The sequence below is a fragment of the Salinivibrio sp. KP-1 genome (assembly GCF_000968645.1).
GTDB lineage: Bacteria > Pseudomonadota > Gammaproteobacteria > Enterobacterales > Vibrionaceae > Salinivibrio > Salinivibrio siamensis.
This window is the reverse complement of record NZ_LAQR01000048.1, coordinates 374360-391338: the sequence shown is the minus strand read 5'-3', so window position 1 is coordinate 391338 and position 16979 is coordinate 374360. Positions and strand designations below refer to the sequence as shown.

The 16979-nt window shown below is 51.3% G+C and carries 14 protein-coding genes; 8 read left to right on the top strand and 6 right to left on the bottom strand.

The annotated features are described in order from the left end of the window. Positions 1-57: 57 nt before the first annotated feature. From WN56_RS15105 to WN56_RS15095, 3 genes are all read right to left on the bottom strand, one after another. Positions 58-1101 (bottom strand): efflux RND transporter periplasmic adaptor subunit, encoded by a 1044-nt coding sequence (locus WN56_RS15105; protein ID WP_046075778.1) that lies wholly within the window; start codon positions 1099-1101, stop codon positions 58-60. Next, on the bottom strand, positions 1098-4406 hold the full coding sequence (locus tag WN56_RS15100; RefSeq protein ID WP_046075777.1) for an efflux RND transporter permease subunit: 3309 nt from the start codon (positions 4404-4406) through the stop codon (positions 1098-1100). The genes WN56_RS15105 and WN56_RS15100 overlap by 4 nt, the downstream gene beginning before the upstream one ends. A 121-nt stretch (positions 4407-4527) precedes the next feature. Then, positions 4528-4866 carry a metalloregulator ArsR/SmtB family transcription factor gene (locus WN56_RS15095; RefSeq protein ID WP_231637480.1) on the bottom strand — a complete coding sequence of 113 codons (339 nt, stop codon included), beginning with the start codon at positions 4864-4866 and terminating at the stop codon, positions 4528-4530. 198 nt (positions 4867-5064) lie between these two features. On the opposite strand from WN56_RS15095, the gene WN56_RS15090 reads away from it, so the two are divergent. Both WN56_RS15090 and WN56_RS15085 read left to right on the top strand, forming a co-directional pair. Next, positions 5065-5256 (top strand): DUF2892 domain-containing protein, encoded by a 192-nt coding sequence (locus WN56_RS15090; protein WP_046075776.1) that lies wholly within the window; start codon positions 5065-5067, stop codon positions 5254-5256. Positions 5257-5266: 10 nt separating this feature from the next. After that, positions 5267-6967: an FAD-dependent oxidoreductase gene (locus tag WN56_RS15085; RefSeq protein ID WP_046075775.1), complete on the top strand. Its 1701-nt coding sequence runs from the start codon at positions 5267-5269 to the stop codon at positions 6965-6967. Positions 6968-7039: 72 nt separating this feature from the next. Here WN56_RS15085 and cysM read toward each other — a convergent pair whose 3' ends face one another. After that, positions 7040-7930 (bottom strand): cysteine synthase CysM, encoded by an 891-nt coding sequence (cysM, locus tag WN56_RS15080; RefSeq protein ID WP_046076043.1) that lies wholly within the window; start codon positions 7928-7930, stop codon positions 7040-7042. Between the two features lie 244 nt (positions 7931-8174). Between cysM and cysP the strand changes: the two genes are divergently transcribed. Genes cysP through WN56_RS15060 form a run of 4 tightly spaced genes read left to right on the top strand, consistent with a single transcriptional unit; the run spans position 8175 to position 12118 of the window. Beyond that, positions 8175-9179: a thiosulfate ABC transporter substrate-binding protein CysP gene (gene cysP / locus WN56_RS15075; protein WP_046075774.1), complete on the top strand. Its 1005-nt coding sequence runs from the start codon at positions 8175-8177 to the stop codon at positions 9177-9179. 23 nt (positions 9180-9202) lie between these two features. Beyond that, positions 9203-10069, top strand: coding sequence for a sulfate ABC transporter permease subunit CysT (cysT, locus tag WN56_RS15070; protein ID WP_046075773.1), 867 nt, complete (start codon positions 9203-9205; stop codon positions 10067-10069). A 9-nt stretch (positions 10070-10078) separates the two neighbouring features. After that, entirely contained in the window at positions 10079-10987 is a 909-nt protein-coding gene (cysW, locus tag WN56_RS15065; RefSeq protein WP_046075772.1) for a sulfate ABC transporter permease subunit CysW, read from the top strand. A gap of 3 nt (positions 10988-10990) precedes the next feature. Beyond that, the gene (locus WN56_RS15060; RefSeq protein ID WP_046075771.1) at positions 10991-12118 is read left to right on the top strand and encodes a sulfate/molybdate ABC transporter ATP-binding protein; all 1128 of its coding nucleotides are present in this window, start codon (positions 10991-10993) and stop codon (positions 12116-12118) included. Between the two features lie 58 nt (positions 12119-12176). On the opposite strand, the gene WN56_RS15055 is transcribed toward WN56_RS15060, so the two are convergent. Continuing rightward, entirely contained in the window at positions 12177-13658 is a 1482-nt protein-coding gene (locus tag WN56_RS15055; RefSeq protein ID WP_046075770.1) for a bifunctional diguanylate cyclase/phosphodiesterase, read from the bottom strand. Positions 13659-13965: 307 nt separating this feature from the next. Next, positions 13966-15153, bottom strand: a complete 1188-nt coding sequence (locus WN56_RS15050) for an NnrS family protein (RefSeq protein ID WP_046075769.1) — start codon at positions 15151-15153, stop codon at positions 13966-13968. 334 nt (positions 15154-15487) lie between these two features. Here WN56_RS15050 and WN56_RS15045 point away from each other — a divergent pair, with 334 nt between their 5' ends. Together WN56_RS15045 and WN56_RS15040 are read left to right on the top strand one after the other, a co-directional pair. Continuing rightward, positions 15488-15688: a hypothetical protein gene (locus WN56_RS15045; protein WP_021023438.1), complete on the top strand. Its 201-nt coding sequence runs from the start codon at positions 15488-15490 to the stop codon at positions 15686-15688. Between the two features lie 127 nt (positions 15689-15815). Then, complete coding sequence (locus WN56_RS15040; protein WP_046075768.1) at positions 15816-16979, top strand: DEAD/DEAH box helicase; 1164 nt, start codon at positions 15816-15818, stop codon at positions 16977-16979.

Below are 16979 nucleotides of genomic sequence, written 5' to 3'. Positions count from 1 at the left end.
AACTCACCTTAAGTATTGACGATATTCTCCATAATGCGACCTGAATCACTGCATTTTTTACGGATTCAATATAACAACCTCGCCAGGCTTTAACCCGTTACGTACGCGTCCTTGCTGTGTGAGCGATACCAGCCGTGTGCTCACCTCACCCGCATCGAGCACCTTCACATAGTTAAGTTGTCCAATTTGATAATACGCATTGCTCGGTAAGTAAAGCTCAGACTCTGCTTTTTGTGACACGGTCACTTTTGCAAACATGCCCGGCAGCAAGCTATCGTTAGGATCCGAATGCGGCAGTGTCACCACGACACGATAACTGCGTGAGCTCGTATCGGCGGCGGGCGTCATCGTGCGCACCATACCTGTCAACGTTTTATCATAGGTGGACAATTCAACCGTTAACGATTGGCCAATCGCCACAAAAGGCAAAACAGACTCAGCCATATTCACCGCCGCTTCAATACTGGCAGGGTTATACAGCGATAACATCGCCGCGCCCGGTGTTGCCGTATCACCTTGGTTGATGATCTTTTCCGTGATCACGCCTGAGAAAGGCGCTCGCACCAGACTAAAACCAAATTGGGTTTCTGCCTCGTCCACCGCAGCAAGGGCGCGGCGATAATCAGACTGCGCCGTTTTTAAGCGATTTTCCGCTTCATCAAACTGAGATTGAGGCACCAGTTTTTTCGCCAACAAGGCCTCCATTCGGCGGTAATCACTGCGCGCGGTATTCAGTTGTGATTGCGCCGAGGCCAAGGCTTGTTGCACTTGGCGAACTTTGGCACTGAGGTCGGCATTATCTAAACGCAGTAATACATCGCCTTGCTCAACGCGGTCACCGACATCAACCAACACTTCCGCGACGGTGGCCGTCATCCGTGCTGCCAGCGTGGCGTTTTGTCGTGCCACTAGCTTACCCGAAAAAGTACGCGTTTGCGGCTGCTCGACCGCTTCCAGTGTGAGTGTCTTCACATCGCTTGCTACACGGTTGGGGGGCGGTTCTGACGCTACTTTCTCGGTAAAGGTGCCAGCCATCGCCAAAAATAACACCAATAACCCAGTGCCTAGCACCAGTGCGAGTAAGCCTTTTTTTGCCTTCATGCATCCTCTCCTTCTACTGATAAGCCATGGGTCGGGTGATGTTGATACGCAAGGTTGTACACCACAGGCACAACCAGCAAGGTAAACACGGTAGACGCGGCAATGCCGAAAATAATTGCCCACGCTAAGCCATTGAAAATCGGGTCGAGGGTGATAATCACATTCCCCAATAAGGTGGTGCCGGCGGTGAGCAGAATAGGCCGCATTCGCACCGCGCCCGCTTGCACTAGGGCTTCACTCAGCGCCATGCCTTGTGCAAGTGACTGTTGAATAAATTCAATCAACACCAGTGAGTTACGCACCACAATCCCTGCCAATGCAATCATGCCAATCATCGCGGTGGCGGTGAATAGCGCAGGATTTGGGTAGCCGTTGATCTCACCGCTTAAGCCATTGAGCAACCAAAAACCCGGCATGATGCCAATCACGGTCAGCGGGATCGCGAGCATAATAATGCCCGATACCGCCGGTAGCCCAGTTTGTATCAGCATCACAATAAAGACACCCAGCAGCGCCGCGCCATAGGCAATACCCAGATCGCGGAAAACATCAATGGTGATTTTCCACTCTCCTTCACCACTCCATACCACCTCGATACCGTCACGCACCTGCCAGCCATCACCCGCGCCATTATCCAAATAACTACGCGCTGATAGCGGGCGAGCACTGTCCGACTCCGGTTGACTAAAATCGGCCATCACATCGGCGACTACTTCGCCCGGCACCCGTCCAGTAGGTTCGGCATACACATACACGACGGGGCGTAAATTCTTATGATAAATAGGCTGATCAACGGGCTGGCGCGTAAAATGACCGAGCTCACTCAATGCGACCAGCGGCTGCGGCGCATCCACCAAGGCACCTTGTACCGATTGCTTAGCCACCCCAGCCCGACCGCGTACATGGAGTGCGAGTAGCGTATCAAGTTGATCACGGGCATCTGGCGCAAGTTGCAGCCTCACGGGCAAGGGATCCATTTCATCGGCGTCGGCTAAATGGGCCAGCGTGACCCCTTGGTTTGCGGCCCTGAGCGCTTGGTTAATATCGGCCACGGCAATACCCGACAAGGCGGCTTTTTCTTGGTCCACCACAAACTGCCAGCTCGATAGAGGCCCTTGAATACTGGTGCTCACTTCTGACACCAAGGCTTCACGCTTTAATCGCTCGGCCACCTGCGTCGCTTGCGCTTGCAGGGTTGAATAAGGCGTGCTTGGTGAGCCATACACTTCCGCGACAATGGTTGCCAGCACCGGCGGCCCCGGCGGCATTTCCACTAATTGCACTTCGGCATCATATTTTGCTGCGATGGCTTCTAATTCATCACGCATGCGCGTGACCAAGCCATGCGATTGCAACGTGCGCCGGTGCTTATCCACCAGCACCACACGCAGTTCACCCTGGTAAGGCGCTTGGCGAGTAAAGTAATGGCGCACCATGCCATTAAAATCCATCGGTGAGGCGATCCCGGCAAAGCCGGATACCGACACCACCTCGGCTTGCGTGTGTAGATAACGGTTCATCTCTCGCAGCACGTTGGAGGTATCAACATGATTGGCGGTTTCCGGCAAATCCAGTACTACCTGAAACTCGTTTTTATTGTCATACGGCAAGAGTTTGAGTGGCACGAAGCGCAAAGCAGGCAGCAGAGCGGCGATGACGAACAACACGCCCACTAGCCATAAAAACGCTTTGGCGCGACGATTGTTTTCCAGCAATGGCAGCAACACGCGTCGGTAGCCACGGTACAGCGGCGTGGTCTCTATGCGATAGTCATCACCTTTATTGGAAGCGCGAACAATTTTTTTGGCAAGCCAAGGGGTAACTAAAAACGCCACCAAGGTACTGATCACCACACTGACCGGCACATTGAATGCAAGGGGCGCCATATACGGCCCCATCATGCCGGTGATAAAAAACATCGGGGTAAACACAATCACAACCGCCACCGTCGACATGATCAATGCGCGTTTGATTTCCAACATCGCCAGAACAATCGTGCGTCCACGCGGCTTATTATCATGGGTCAGGTGCCGTTCAATGTTGTCGATACTGGCAATCGGATCATCAACAATCAGCCCCAGCGCCAAAATTAACGCAAACAGGGTGACGCGGTTAATCGAATAGCCAAAGGCTAAATCCAGCCCTAATGCCGCGCCATAACTGATGGGAATAGCAATTGCCACCACTAAGGCACTGCGCCAGTTTAAGGACAAGCCAACAAAGACCACCACGGTGAGCACCGCAATACCAAGGCTGGACACCAAGTTTTTCACTTTGGCATCGGCGGTTTGACCGTAATTGCGAATAACCTCAACGCTCACGCCCTCAGGAAATTGCGTGGCGACCAGATGATTGAGCGTGGCGGTGACATCCTCGGCCACGCTCACCGCGTTCGAGCCTTTTTGCTTCGCCACCGAGAGAAACACTGCTGGATGCGGCTGGCTATCATCCGTCGATTGGATCCAGGTATCTGTGGTGGGCTCTTGCGCACCGTCGGATAATTCGGCCACATCCTGCAGGTACACAGGTTTGCCATTGACCACCGCCACCACTAAATGGCGTATCTCCTCAAGGCTTTGATACCACTGGCCGGTTTTTAATACATAGCGCTCACCCTGATGCTGAATATCCCCAACATCACGCTTTTGATGGCTTAGCGAAAAGGCATTAGTGAGATCGGACACGCTGATCTGATAGCTTGCCATAGCCGCAGGGTCGAGCGTGACCAATACCTGCCGCGGCACACCACCCACTACCTTCACCGCATTGGTTTCGGGAAGGGCTTTAAGATCCAAGATAGCCTGCTCGGCAATGCGTCGAAGCGCATAATGGTCGAGCTGGTCCGGGTTTTCGCTACGCAGCGCCGCAATCACAATCGGCACATCATCAATTTCCACCGGCTTGATTGCCCATTCGCTCACAGCAGCTGGGATCGCATCTTGATTGGCGTACAGCTTGTTATAAAGCTTCACCAAGGCAGACTCGCGATCTTCACCCACGTAAAAGCGCACCGTGACCAACGCGGAGCCTGCTTGGGTGGTGGAATAAACATACTCCACCCCATCAATTTGACTGACTTTTTTCTCCAGAGGCTGCGTCACCTGCTTTGCCACTTGTGGCGCACTCAAACCAGGCGCTTGTACTACCACATCTGCCATTGGTACCACGATTTGCGGATCTTCTTCTTTGGGTGTAAGCCACAGCGCCGCCGCCCCGACCAGCAGTGCGAGCACGATGAGGATGGGCGGGAAGAAGCTATTCATTACTCGGGTGATCAGCTGACCTTGTGGCTGGGCATCTCGCATATTCGATCCTTTGGCTGATGTCAGTAACGACAAGAAAACGATAGGTAAAATGGCTGAATGTTAATTAACTTAGCGCATCGACGAGCAATGAATGTGTGCTGATCTCTCAGATTCAGACACATCAGGCACAATAGAGCCGCTGCAAGGTGGCGATAATCGCCGCGACGTGGGGGTCATTGAGCTGATAAAACACCTGCTGGGATGACTTACGTACCTTGACCAGTTGATGCCGCTTTAACACGCTAAGGTGCTGGGAAAACGCCGACTGACTGAGCGACGACCCTTGTAGTAATTGACCTACGGAGCGCTCTCCGGCCAAAAGCTGGCACAGCACAATTAATCGCTCAGGATGGGCCATCACTTTCAACATGGTCGCCACCAAAGACGCTTGCTCACGCATGGCACTGATGTCCATATCCGGTACGCTTTCTGCCTCAAACGGCACCGTTGACTCTGCCATCATCCACTCCTTTCTCGCCAATACTCATAGCTTAGCGCGGCATTTTATTTAGTCAATTCTAATTTAGATAAATTATTATTAGACTTTTCTAAATATAACTTCTAGAGTGATCCGAGTGCCGACAAATACTGAAGGCGTTCGAGCCAAAGCGGTTCGGTCTGTCGGGTAATCGTATAGAGGATGCAAAGGAGTCTTGCTATGACAATTGATAATGGCGTACGCGTAATCGCTGGCATGATGGTGCTACTTTCTGTCGTGCTTACCCTCACAGTTCACAGCCAATTTGTTTGGCTAACCGTCTTCGTTGGCGTAAACCTGATCCAAAGTGCGTTTACAGGGATTTGTCCGGCTGCCTTTTTCCTGAAAAAACTTGGACTCAGCAACGCTTAATGGAGTCATAATGACCAAAATCGTGATTATTGGCGGCGTCGCCGGTGGCGCTTCTGCCGCCGCTCGCGCCCGTCGTTTAAGTGAAGAAGCCGAAATCATCATGTTCGAGCGGGGCCCTTACGTCTCGTTCGCGAACTGTGGTTTGCCTTATCATATTGGCGGTGACATTACCGACCGCAGTAAACTCTTGCTGCAAACCCCAGACAGTTTCCGCGCCCGCTTTAATGTGGACGTGCGCATCAACAGCACGGTCACTGCGATTAACCGCGAGGCCAAAACCGTCACCGTCACCCGTGCCGATGGCAGCGACTATCAAGAAAGCTACGACAAGTTGCTATTAAGCCCAGGTGCGGCCCCCATCATGCCGCCCATCCCTGGCTTAGATAACCCGCTGACCCACTCGCTCCGCAATATTCCAGACATGGATGCGATTTTGCATACCATTGATATGAATAACCCCAGCCATGCGACTGTCGTTGGCGGGGGCTTTATTGGCCTTGAGATGATGGAAGCGCTGCATCAACGCGGGATTAAAACCACCCTATTGGAGATGGCCGATCAGGTCATGACGCCGGTTGACCGAGAAATGGCGGGATTTGTTCATCAAACCATTCGCGATCAAGGAGTGGATTTACGCCTAGGCACAGCGCTGGAATCCGCCGAGTTTATTCCTACCACGCATGTCGCCAGTGATGATGCTGGCGAGCCGAGTGAGCCGCAACACCTAGAAGGCGCTTTACGTCTGACACTTAACAATGGCGACAAACTGGATACCGAGCTTTTGATTATGGCGGTTGGCGTTAAGCCCGAAGTCACGCTGGCACAACAAGCGGGGCTTGCCATTGGTGAAAAAGGCGGCATTGTGGTCAACAGTACTCTGCAGACCCAAGATCCCGATATTTACGCGGTCGGCGATGCAGTCGAAGAAATCGACTTTGTGACCCATAAGCCAACGTTAGTGCCACTGGCGGGTCCGGCGAACCGTCAAGGACGTATGGCCGCTGACAACATGCTAGGAAGCACTGAACATTATCTTGGCACCCAAGGCACCGCCATCTGTAAAGTGTTCGATCTCGCCGTCGCCTCGGTGGGCCAAAACGAGAAACAACTCAAGCACGCTGATATCGACTATCAAAAGGTCTATGTCCACGCCGCCAGTCATGCCGGTTATTATCCCGGTGCCGAAATTGTCTCGTTTAAACTGTTATTTGCCCCGGATACCGGTGCGATTTTAGGCGCACAAGCGGTGGGTAAAGACGGCATTGATAAGCGCATTGATGTAATGGCCGTGGCACAACGTGCTGGCATGACCGTTGAGCAGCTACAACATCTAGAACTCACCTACGCACCGCCTTACGGAAGTGCCAAAGATGTGATTAACCAAGCGGCGTTTGTGGCCACCAATATTCTTAAAGGTGACGCGACGCCAATCCACTTTGATGAGGTAGACAATCTGGCCGACGATCAAGTGTTACTCGATGTGCGCAATGCGCCCGAGCGAGAAAACGGTCAGCTTATTGAAGGTGATGTGCATATTCCGGTCGACGAGCTGCGCGGACGCATCGATGAACTACCGAAAGACAAAGAAATTGTGGTGTACTGCCAAGTCGGTCTGCGCGGCAACGTCGCCTACCGCCAGCTAGTCAACAATGGCTTTAAAGCACGCAACTTGATTGGTGGCTATCGTACTTACAAATTCGCCACAGCGTAGTGCGAACACTGTGTTCAAATTCAGCTAGGTGACCCGACTTGGGTCACCTTTTTTATGCTCGCCAGTAAACGGTTACGAGAATAACCCCGACGACAAATAACGATCGCCGCGATCGCAAATAATGGCTACCACCACAGAGCCGGGTTCGGCTTTGGCGACTTGCAGGGCAGCAAACACGGCACCACCCGAGCTAACCCCCGCACAAATACCCTCTTCTCTGGCGAGGGCGCGCGCGGTCTCTTTCGCATCTTGCTCGGAAATGTCCATCACTGCATCAATGTGCTCGTCGGTATAAATGCCGGGAAGATATTCAGCTGGCCAGCGGCGAATACCAGGAATCGCGCTCCCCTCTGTCGGTTGTAAACCAATGGTTTTAATCGCGGAATTTTGCGTTTTTAAGTACTTTGAGGTTCCCACAATGGTACCTGTGGTGCCCATGCTGGCAATAAAGTGGGTGATTTGTTGCTGACTCTGTTGCCAAATTTCTGGCCCCGTACCCGTTAAGTGCGCCTGCCAGTTATCCGGGTTATTGAACTGATCCAACACTTTGCCCTTGCCCTGTGCTTGCATGGATAAAGCTAAATCGCGAGCGCCCTCCATCCCCGCCGCTTGAGAGACGAGGATCAACTCACTGCCATAGGCTCGCATGGCATCTTTGCGCTCCTGTGTGGCGTTTTCAGGCATGATTAAAATCAGTCGATAACCTTTAATCGCCGCCGCCATCGCCAGCGCGATCCCTGTGTTGCCACTGGTCGCTTCAATCAAGGTATCGCCGGGTTGGATATCACCCCGCGCTTCTGCCTGCGCGATCATATTGAGTGCGGGTCTGTCTTTCACCGAACCGGCCGGATTATTGCCCTCGAGTTTGACTAAAACAGTGCTGCCTGTGGCTGCGGCTAACCGCTGCAAGCGCACCAAAGGGGTCTGACCCACATAGTCTTCAAGCGTGGGGAAATCAGCCACGTTGTTTACCTCTTCATGTTTCATGAATTGCCTGCCTGATGGATGCTCTCAACACCGCGTAAGACACTGTCTACCGCCACATCCTACAAGCAGGCTTGACACGACACGCAGACATTTTTTCACTAACATATACAAAATGGTTATATTTAAACTGTTTTTTATTCCCTTCAATTGCTTTTATTCTGTGACCTATCCCAACTTTCTTTGCTGATAACAGCAACAAACGGCCATCAAGGATTTAACAATGAAGGTATTCAAAACTCTGGCTCTTTCGGCCTTGCTTGCCACCAGCGCGGCGCCGGTATCTGCCGCCGAGCAAACCCTCTTGAATTCATCTTACGATATCGCACGTGAGCTTTTTGCTGATTACAATCCGCTGTTTGCGGCGCACTGGCAAGAAAAAACCGGAGAGTCGGTGACCATTAAGCAGTCTCATGGCGGATCCTCGGCGCAGGCGCGCGCCATCATGCAAGGGCTACAAGCGGATGTGGTCACCTTCAACCAAGTCACGGATGTACAGGTGCTGTACGATCGCGGCAAGTTGATCGACAAAAACTGGAAAGAGAACTTCCCTAACAGTAGCTCACCGTATTACTCCACCACGGCGTTTTTGGTGCGTAAGGGCAACCCCAAAAACATTGAAAATTGGGATGATTTAGCCAAGGACGACGTTGCCTCTGTCTTCCCAAACCCAAAAACCTCCGGTAACGCCCGTTATACCTACCTTGCTGCACTCGGTTATGCACAAAAGGCGTTCGGCAAAGATAACACCGAGCAACAAGACCAATTTTTGAAACAGCTTCTCGCCAATGTGGCGGTGTTTGATACCGGCGGCCGTGGCGCAACCACCTCGTTTGTTGAACGCGGTATTGGCGATGTGCTGGTCACCTTTGAATCAGAAGTCAACAATATCCGACAGCAATATGGTAGTGACAAGTACGATATTGTGGTGCCTAAAACCTCGATTTTGGCTGAGTTCCCCGTTGCCGTGGTAGAGCGTAACGCCAAACGCAACGGCACCACTGAGTTGGCAACCGAGTATCTTTCTTACCTATACAGCGAAAAAGCACAGCGTTTATTGGCCGATTTTAACTACCGCGTCCATCACCCTGACGTGGTCAAAGACAATGCCGATCGTTTTCCTGAGGTCGAATTGCTCACCGTGGAAGCCATCTCAGGGAGTTGGGACCAAGCTATGAAAACGCATTTTGCCAGTGGTGGAAAACTCGACCAACTGCAACGCCGTTAACGCTTCCTAGGTATTGAGACGCTATGCCATCGCTATCGTATCAACGCCAATCCACACCTTTGGCAGCACGTCAGCAACGCGTGCTGCCCGGGTTTGGCATCAGTTTGGGCGTGTCTTTGCTGTTCATCAGCTTAATCCTGCTGTTACCGGCCAGCGGCCTTATCATGCAAACCAGCCAAATGAGTTGGCAAGAATACTGGTTTGCCATCACTGACCCACGCATTGTCGCCAGTTATAAAGTCACAGCCGGTGCGGCGCTGATTGCCTCATTATTAAACGGTGTGATTGGCCTACTCTTTGCGTGGGTGCTGGTGCGATACGACTTTGCAGGCAAACGCTTCGTCGATGCGCTGGTTGATTTGCCGTTTGCTCTGCCCACCGCCGTTGCCGGCGTCACGCTCGCCACCCTGTACGCCGATAACGGCTGGATAGGCAGTGTGCTTGCCAACGTCGGTATCCAAGTTGCCTACACGCCGCTTGGGATCGTGATTGCCATGATGTTTACCAGCTTGCCGTTTGTGGTACGTACCGTCCAACCCGTGTTGGAAGAGATCTCCCAAGAGGAAGAAGAAGCGGGCACTGTGCTCGGGGCGAGCGACGCTGCGGTATTTTGGCGGATTATTCTGCCGACCATCAAGCCGGCGTTGTTAGTGGGTGTGGCCTTATCATTTACCCGCAGTCTGGGTGAATTCGGTGCGGTGATTTTTATTGCTGGCAATATGCCCTACGTCAGCGAGATCACGTCGCTGATGATCTTTGTTCGCTTGCAAGAGTTTGATTTCCCAGCGGCGAGTGCCATTGCCTCGGTGATCTTGATGGCATCCCTGTCATTGTTGTTTGCCATTAATCTTTGGCAAGGCCGTTATCTAAAACGTATTCACGGGCGGTAAGGACACTTTATGAGCACAAACTCGGTGAGAATTGGTGATACCCCATGGATCAGGCGCAGTTTAATCGCGCTTATGCTGCTGCTCGTGGCGCTGGTGTTGGTTGTGCCATTGGTAAGCATCTTTTCCATTGCCTTCGCCGATGGCATCACAAGTTATTTTCAGCATTTACTCGCGCCCGATACCCGCCACGCGATTGGCCTTACATTGTTGGTGGCCGTTCTCACGGTGCCCATCAACCTCGTATTTGGCGTGATGTTGGCATGGGCCGTTACTCGCTTCCAATTTCCGGGGCGAAAACTGATCACCACCTTGATTGATATCCCGTTTGCCGTGTCGCCCGTGGTCGCAGGCTTACTCTATTTGCTGCTTTATGGCAGTAACGGCTGGCTAGGCGCGTGGCTATTTGAGCATGATCTTCAAGTAATGTTTGCCCTACCCGGCATTGTGTTGGTCACTATTTTTGTTACCTGCCCTTTTGTCGCCCGCGAGCTGATCCCGCTCATGCAACAGCAAGGGCAAGCCGAGGAAGAAGCGGCGGTGGTGTTAGGCGCATCATGGTGGCAGCTTTTTCGCCGCGTCACCTTGCCCAATATTAAGTGGGCCCTCATCTACGGGGTCATTTTGACTAATGCGCGCGCCATCGGCGAGTTTGGTGCGGTCGCTGTGGTGTCAGGCAGCATTCGCGGTCAAACCAATACCCTGCCTTTGCAGGTACAGCTGCTCTATGAGGACTACCAAACCCAAGCGGCGTTCGCCTGTGCGTCATTACTTGCTTTTATGGCTCTCGCCACCTTGGCGCTAAAAGCTTTGGTGGAATGGCGTCAGTATCGTGTGCACGCCAGCACCGCGCCGATGGATGAAAGCAGTGCATCAACGCCTGCCCACTTAACTTTACAAACGAACCAGAGTGAGCCGTAAGCCATGCGCATTCAACTGAACGATATCACCAAACACTTTGGCCAATTCCAAGCGTTATCGCCGTTATCACTCACCATTGAGCAAGGTGAAATGATGGGGCTGCTTGGCCCCTCAGGATCCGGGAAAACCACTTTATTGCGCATTATTGCCGGATTAGAAAGCAGTGACAGCGGCCAGATCCTGTTTGGAGAGCGCGATGTCACCCGCGTTCACGTGCGAGATCGCCGTGTCGGGTTTGTTTTTCAAAACTATGCCTTGTTTAAACACATGACGGTGGCAGAGAACATCGCCTTTGGCTTGCAAGTGATGCCGCGTCGCGAGCGTCCTTCACCGGCCACGATTACACAAAGGGTTAATCAACTGCTTGAGGTCGTGCAGTTAGGCCACCTGGGCCAGCGGTACCCCGAACAATTATCAGGCGGGCAAAAGCAACGTATCGCGCTGGCGCGAGCGTTAGCGACACAGCCGGAAATCCTGTTGCTTGATGAGCCATTTGGGGCATTAGATGCCCAAGTGCGCAAAGAGTTACGCCAATGGTTACGCCGACTGCACGATGAAATGGCTTTTACCAGTGTGTTTGTTACCCACGACCAAGACGAAGCACTGGAACTATCGGATCGCGTGGTGGTGATGAGTAACGGTCAAATTGAACAAGTCGACAGCCCGGTTGATCTATATGCTGCGCCGAAAAGTCGCTTTGTGTTTGATTTTTTGGGGAATGTAAATGTCTTTTCCGGTGCCTATCAACAAGGCGTCTGGAAAAATGGCAATGCCTTTATCCAACCCGCACTAAACACGCACACCCAACAATCAGGCACTTTGTATGTGCGCAGCCATGAGTTAACTCTGGCCGATAAACCCAATAGCCAACTCTCGCTGCCCATGCGTGTGGTCTCTATCAATCCAGTCGGTGCCGAGGTGCGGGTTTCACTCGCTCCACAAGGCTGGGAGAGTGAACAACTGTGGGAGGCCACCTTGACCCATCATGCGTGGCAAGCCGCAGCGTATCACAAGGGCGATACCGTGTATGCGATGCCGCACCGCGGATATTTTTTCAACGGCACTGACATGGAGCCACAACGCCTTAATTGGCCATTCTTAGCGGCCGATAGCTTGGTGTATGATATTTAGATGATTTAGCGAGTGGATGTTGGCGGTGCTCTATCAGTTATCTAGTAAGCATTTATCTTCATACAGACATCGCCACTTTCAACTCAGAGAGTGAAGAAGGGTAGCCTAGGTAATACCCTTGGACATATTCGCACTCAAAGCTTTTCAACAATGCAAGCTGAGTGTCCGTTTCCACGCCTTCAGCCACCACGTTAATGTCAAGTCGTTTGGCAATATCAATAATACCTGCAGTGATCGCTTTGGCACGACTGTCGGTTTCCATCGATTGGATGAAACTGCGGTCAATCTTGATCTCATCGACGTTGATTCGGTTAAACATCCCTAAAGAGGTATATCCCACACCAAAATCATCAATGGAGAAGGCCACGCCATGGCGTTTGAGGGTATCAACCACTCGTGCGCACTCAAGAATATCATCAAGTGCCGCGGTTTCGGTTATTTCTAGGCACAGGTAACGCGCAAATTCTGGATTCAATTGCAAGTAGTCATCAATACGCCGGATCGCACTCTCACTATTAAACTCAACCGCAGAAATATTAACCGACACACGCTGAATGACAGTTCCCAACAGACCGCTATCATGTAACTGCTTGGCAGCTTTTTCGAGCACGAGCGCCGTTAGCTCTTCGCAAAACCCCTGCTCTTCGGCAAGCGTGATAAACGTACTCGGTGGCACCACACCATAGGTTTCATGGGTCCATCTCGCCAATACTTCTAAGCCGGTTAGCTCGCCTGATGCCAAGCGATATTGCGGCTGAAAGACAACCTCAATCTCTTTGTTATTGATTGCAATCCTGAGTGCGGAAACGAGCTGCCTACGCTTTTGAGCTTGCTCAGTTAAATGAATATCATGATACGTTATCGCCCCTTTGCGCTTTTTGGCATCATTCAGGGCGCGCGTAGCCGCCGTCATCAAGGTGGCAGCATCGTCACCATCTGGCCCAAATAACGCCACCCCTATCGAACAAGTGGCTTTTTGATCGTATCGTTGCAAATGACGATGACACTCACGGTGCAACCTATCAATATAAAGGGCCATATCGCTGGCACCGTCTAACGCTACAAGGCAGGCAAAGCGGTCTGCATGGACGCGCGACGTGAGTTTATCTAATAGCGTTGATACCTCAATGGCATGAGCCATGTCAGACAGCAGGTGATTAGTACGTTCAAACCCAAGTTTATTGGTGAGTGATGTAAACCCATCAATGTCGATAATCACCAAAACATACGAGGTTTGTTGCTCCCGTGGGGCAAGCAAGGTATCCACATGACGCATAAACACTGACGGGCTGTGCAACCCTGTGACACTATCAATGTCACTCGCTCGCTCTAACGCTAGGTGATTCCTTCTTGCTAGATTCCAGAGCATAATCGATGTCACCGCTACAAAGAAATGCCCTTTAAATGCTTGTGCTAATTCATGCATCTCTAGATTCGTTGATAAGGCAGTCACCACGCGATCGGAGAATAAGATCCACAAAGTCGCAAAAAAGAAATAGATAAACGCCAGCTTCAGTGCGTAGTAGTTCGTTTTTTTCATTGTGGTTCCCGTGCGATGACGTCCATTCAACCTTCTTTCGACACCCTACTACCTCGCTCCCAGCGTGCCGTAGGGGGGAAGCAGCAACCATAAAATCCGCCTCTTTCAAACCATTATTAAAAATGAGACAGCACTTTTAAAGTGTGTAACTGCATATTAGGTCTAATGTTAGTTGTTCGCCAGAAAAAACGACAATAAACAACCTACTAATTGACAAACGCCTTCCATCTATATTAGCCATCTCATCAATGATTAGGCGTTAGACTACCTAGCATCAATCCAACACAGTCCGGTAAAGCGTCATACATTACCCCGCCGCGCCATCTGCGCGTGCTTGGCTCAGCATAGGGCCAAATCGCACCGCAAACCAGCCATAGCTGATCGTCCAAAGCAGTGCTGATGCGGCAACCAGCTCTAGGGTATACACCGGCCAAAACCACATGCCAAATACACGGACGAGGGCTGAAATGAGTAAGGCATAAAAGAGCCAAGAAACAGTGGGACCTTGATAGACATTGCGCCCAGTATGGCCGAGCGTGACTCGCACAATCATGGCCAAGACAACGCCACCGAGCGCACCTATCGCAAATAAGTGCCAGATAAGATTTGATGCCCAAGGGTTAATCACCAAGGCTTTTAATAACAAGCCAAGTGGTAAAAAGAGATAGAATACGTGCAACCAGAACAGCATAGGTACCTGGTACGCTCTCCAACCTTGCCAGCGGTAGAGCCGAACACATTGCGCAATACCCGCTGTAAGCAGCAACCCACGCGCGACCATGTTATCAGTACCGGACACCAAAGTGACGCCAATCAGTAGCACAAACAGAGCAATAATCGCTCGCTCTAGCCACACAGGTGGGCTGGACACCTGTATACCCAACTTCTTCTCCGTGAAAAACGGGATCACACGGCCACCCATTACGCTAATAAGCAGCATGAACCACAACAAGGTACTGTGCCAAACTTGATTAATAGGTAGTGAGACTTCCCCTAGCAGTACGCCGTAAGACAATGCGTTAAGCAAAGCCGCCACCGCTAAAATAGGAATAAACAGGTAATTGCGCTGACGCTTAGTCACTACCACGCGATAACCCAACGACCATGCCACGCAGGCCATAAACAGGGTATCAAGTACAAGGCTCGACCAAATTGGGGCATCCACCCAGAAGCTCAACCGCGCCAACAGCCATAATGAAAAAATGGCGAAAAGCTTCAGCCCTCGGGTACCCGGCACACCCGTCCAGTTTTGTACCGCCGTCATTAAGAACCCACCGACAATGGCCATCGAAAACCCAAACAGCATCTCGTGGGCATGCCACCAAAGGGAGGGAACGGTCAGTGAAACCATTCCAGGATGCGTGTAAAGCCCACTCCATATAATAATGACCAGACATGAGTACAGAGCACCAAAGAGGAAGAAGGGCCGAAAGCCCAGTCGGAGCAACGGTGGGATCTTATCTTCTTTTTGTTTGTCGGTGACATTCAGTAGCATGGTAAAGCACTCCATAGGAGAATTTCGATGATGTCACCCTAGCACACACGAAAACACTGCCTTTGATATTAAACAAATTCAAACCACTTTAATGTGCTACAAAAAATAGGGTTATTATATCTATTGAGTAACCGATTTCCGTCTTGTCGTGTCACTCGGTCAAGGCCGTCAATAGAAGAAGAAACCCAAACCACTGAATAAGACCACACTACTGAAATATAATTACAACATTGTCATTTAGCACAGATATTAATTAAATATTGATCACAAATAAAACACGAACTATGCTCTAAACATACCAATATGTAATTTAGTTACACATAAGGAACGTGCTATGTTATCTGCAATTAAGGAACTTTTTACCCCTCATAAAGATTATGCGGGTCGACATATTGATGCGGTTATTGACCGTTTGGCCGCACAAACAGGGACAGAAGCCCATGCTTGGTCTTATCTCCGAGAGCAAGCTGTGTATGAGAATACATTAAACGGCATGCGTATTTACCCGCATGAGCTCAGAAAGTACGCGGCCTAGAACAAACTGTTCCTAGAACACCAGCAGATTTTGCGTCGTGCTACTGTAAGGTTCGTGCTAGACTCCACGCCATTCAGTGTGTCTGAGCGGGAACGCGGACACACGCTTCTTGTTTGTTGAGTCTGTTATGCCATTTAAAAAACTGGGTTTAAGCGACCCACTTTGCCAAGCCATTGCCCAACGCGGCTTTACCACGCCAACGTCCATTCAAGCCAAAGCGATTCCGCTTATCCAGCAAGGGCATGATCTGATTGCCGCGGCACAAACGGGCACGGGGAAAACCTCGAGTTTTGTCTGGCCTATCATCGATAAATTATCTGCCGGTGAAGCTGGGCGCAAAAAACGCGCTCGCGCACTCGTCATCGCCCCCACTCGCGAGCTCGCCCTGCAAGTGGCTGAGAGCGCACGTCAAGACAGCCAGTTTACGGAGCTAAAAACCTTGGCGATGGTTGGCGGCATGGACGAGCAAGCACAAAAACAAGCCTTAGTGGACGGCGTCGACATTTTGGTCGCCACCCCGGGACGTCTACGCGATTTACTCAGCCAACGTGCCGTCTATCTAGATGAAGTAGAAGTACTGGTTCTCGACGAAGCAGATCGCATGCTGGATATGGGCTTTATTGATGCCATTCAGAATATTCTAGACCGACTGCCTGCCAGCACACAGTGCTTACTGTTTTCGGCCACGCTGTCTAATAAAGTGCGCGATCTAGCCAAAGCGACCATTGGCGATGAAGGCAAAGAAATCAGCATTGCCGCACGCGGTGCCTCGAAAGACAACATTACTCAGTGGTGTATTCCAGTCGATAAAGATAAGAAATCCGCACTGCTTAGTTATTTGATTAAGGAGAATGGCTGGACGCAAGCGTTGATTTTTATCGAAACCAAACACGGCGCCGCCAAACTCGCTACCCAGTTGGAAAAACGGGGCATTGCCGCTGAAGCGTTTCACAGTGGACGCAGCCAAGCCGTGCGGACCCAATTGCTGGAAGACTTTAAAAACGGTGACATCCAATTTTTAATTGCCACCGGTGTCGCTGCTCGTGGCATTGATATTGAGTCGCTTGAGCGCGTAGTCAATTATGATCTGCCCTTCCCAGCCGACGAGTACGTTCACCGGATTGGCCGTACCGGCCGTGCCAGTGCTCAAGGCGAAGCGATTTCATTGGTCTCAAAAGATAACACCAAAAACTTGCGCATGATTGAAGCACGTCTCGGGCATCCACTTGAACGTCGCATCATCGAAGGCTTTGAGCCTAAAAAGCCGGTGCCGCTGACTGCACCCAAGTGA

Coding starts and splice junctions, on each gene's coding strand:
- WN56_RS15085 (WP_046075775.1), top strand. CDS start 5,267: ATGACCAAAATCGTGATTATTGGCGGCGTCGCCGGTGGCGCTTCTGCC.
- WN56_RS15100 (WP_046075777.1), bottom strand. CDS start 4,406: ATGCGAGATGCCCAGCCACAAGGTCAGCTGATCACCCGAGTAATGAAT.
- WN56_RS15050 (WP_046075769.1), bottom strand. CDS start 15,153: ATGCTACTGAATGTCACCGACAAACAAAAAGAAGATAAGATCCCACCG.
- WN56_RS15045 (WP_021023438.1), top strand. CDS start 15,488: ATGTTATCTGCAATTAAGGAACTTTTTACCCCTCATAAAGATTATGCG.
- WN56_RS15095 (WP_231637480.1), bottom strand. CDS start 4,866: ATGGCAGAGTCAACGGTGCCGTTTGAGGCAGAAAGCGTACCGGATATG.
- WN56_RS15105 (WP_046075778.1), bottom strand. CDS start 1,101: ATGAAGGCAAAAAAAGGCTTACTCGCACTGGTGCTAGGCACTGGGTTA.
- cysP (WP_046075774.1), top strand. CDS start 8,175: ATGAAGGTATTCAAAACTCTGGCTCTTTCGGCCTTGCTTGCCACCAGC.
- WN56_RS15060 (WP_046075771.1), top strand. CDS start 10,991: ATGCGCATTCAACTGAACGATATCACCAAACACTTTGGCCAATTCCAA.
- cysW (WP_046075772.1), top strand. CDS start 10,079: ATGAGCACAAACTCGGTGAGAATTGGTGATACCCCATGGATCAGGCGC.
- WN56_RS15090 (WP_046075776.1), top strand. CDS start 5,065: ATGACAATTGATAATGGCGTACGCGTAATCGCTGGCATGATGGTGCTA.
- WN56_RS15040 (WP_046075768.1), top strand. CDS start 15,816: ATGCCATTTAAAAAACTGGGTTTAAGCGACCCACTTTGCCAAGCCATT.
- WN56_RS15055 (WP_046075770.1), bottom strand. CDS start 13,658: ATGAAAAAAACGAACTACTACGCACTGAAGCTGGCGTTTATCTATTTC.
- cysT (WP_046075773.1), top strand. CDS start 9,203: ATGCCATCGCTATCGTATCAACGCCAATCCACACCTTTGGCAGCACGT.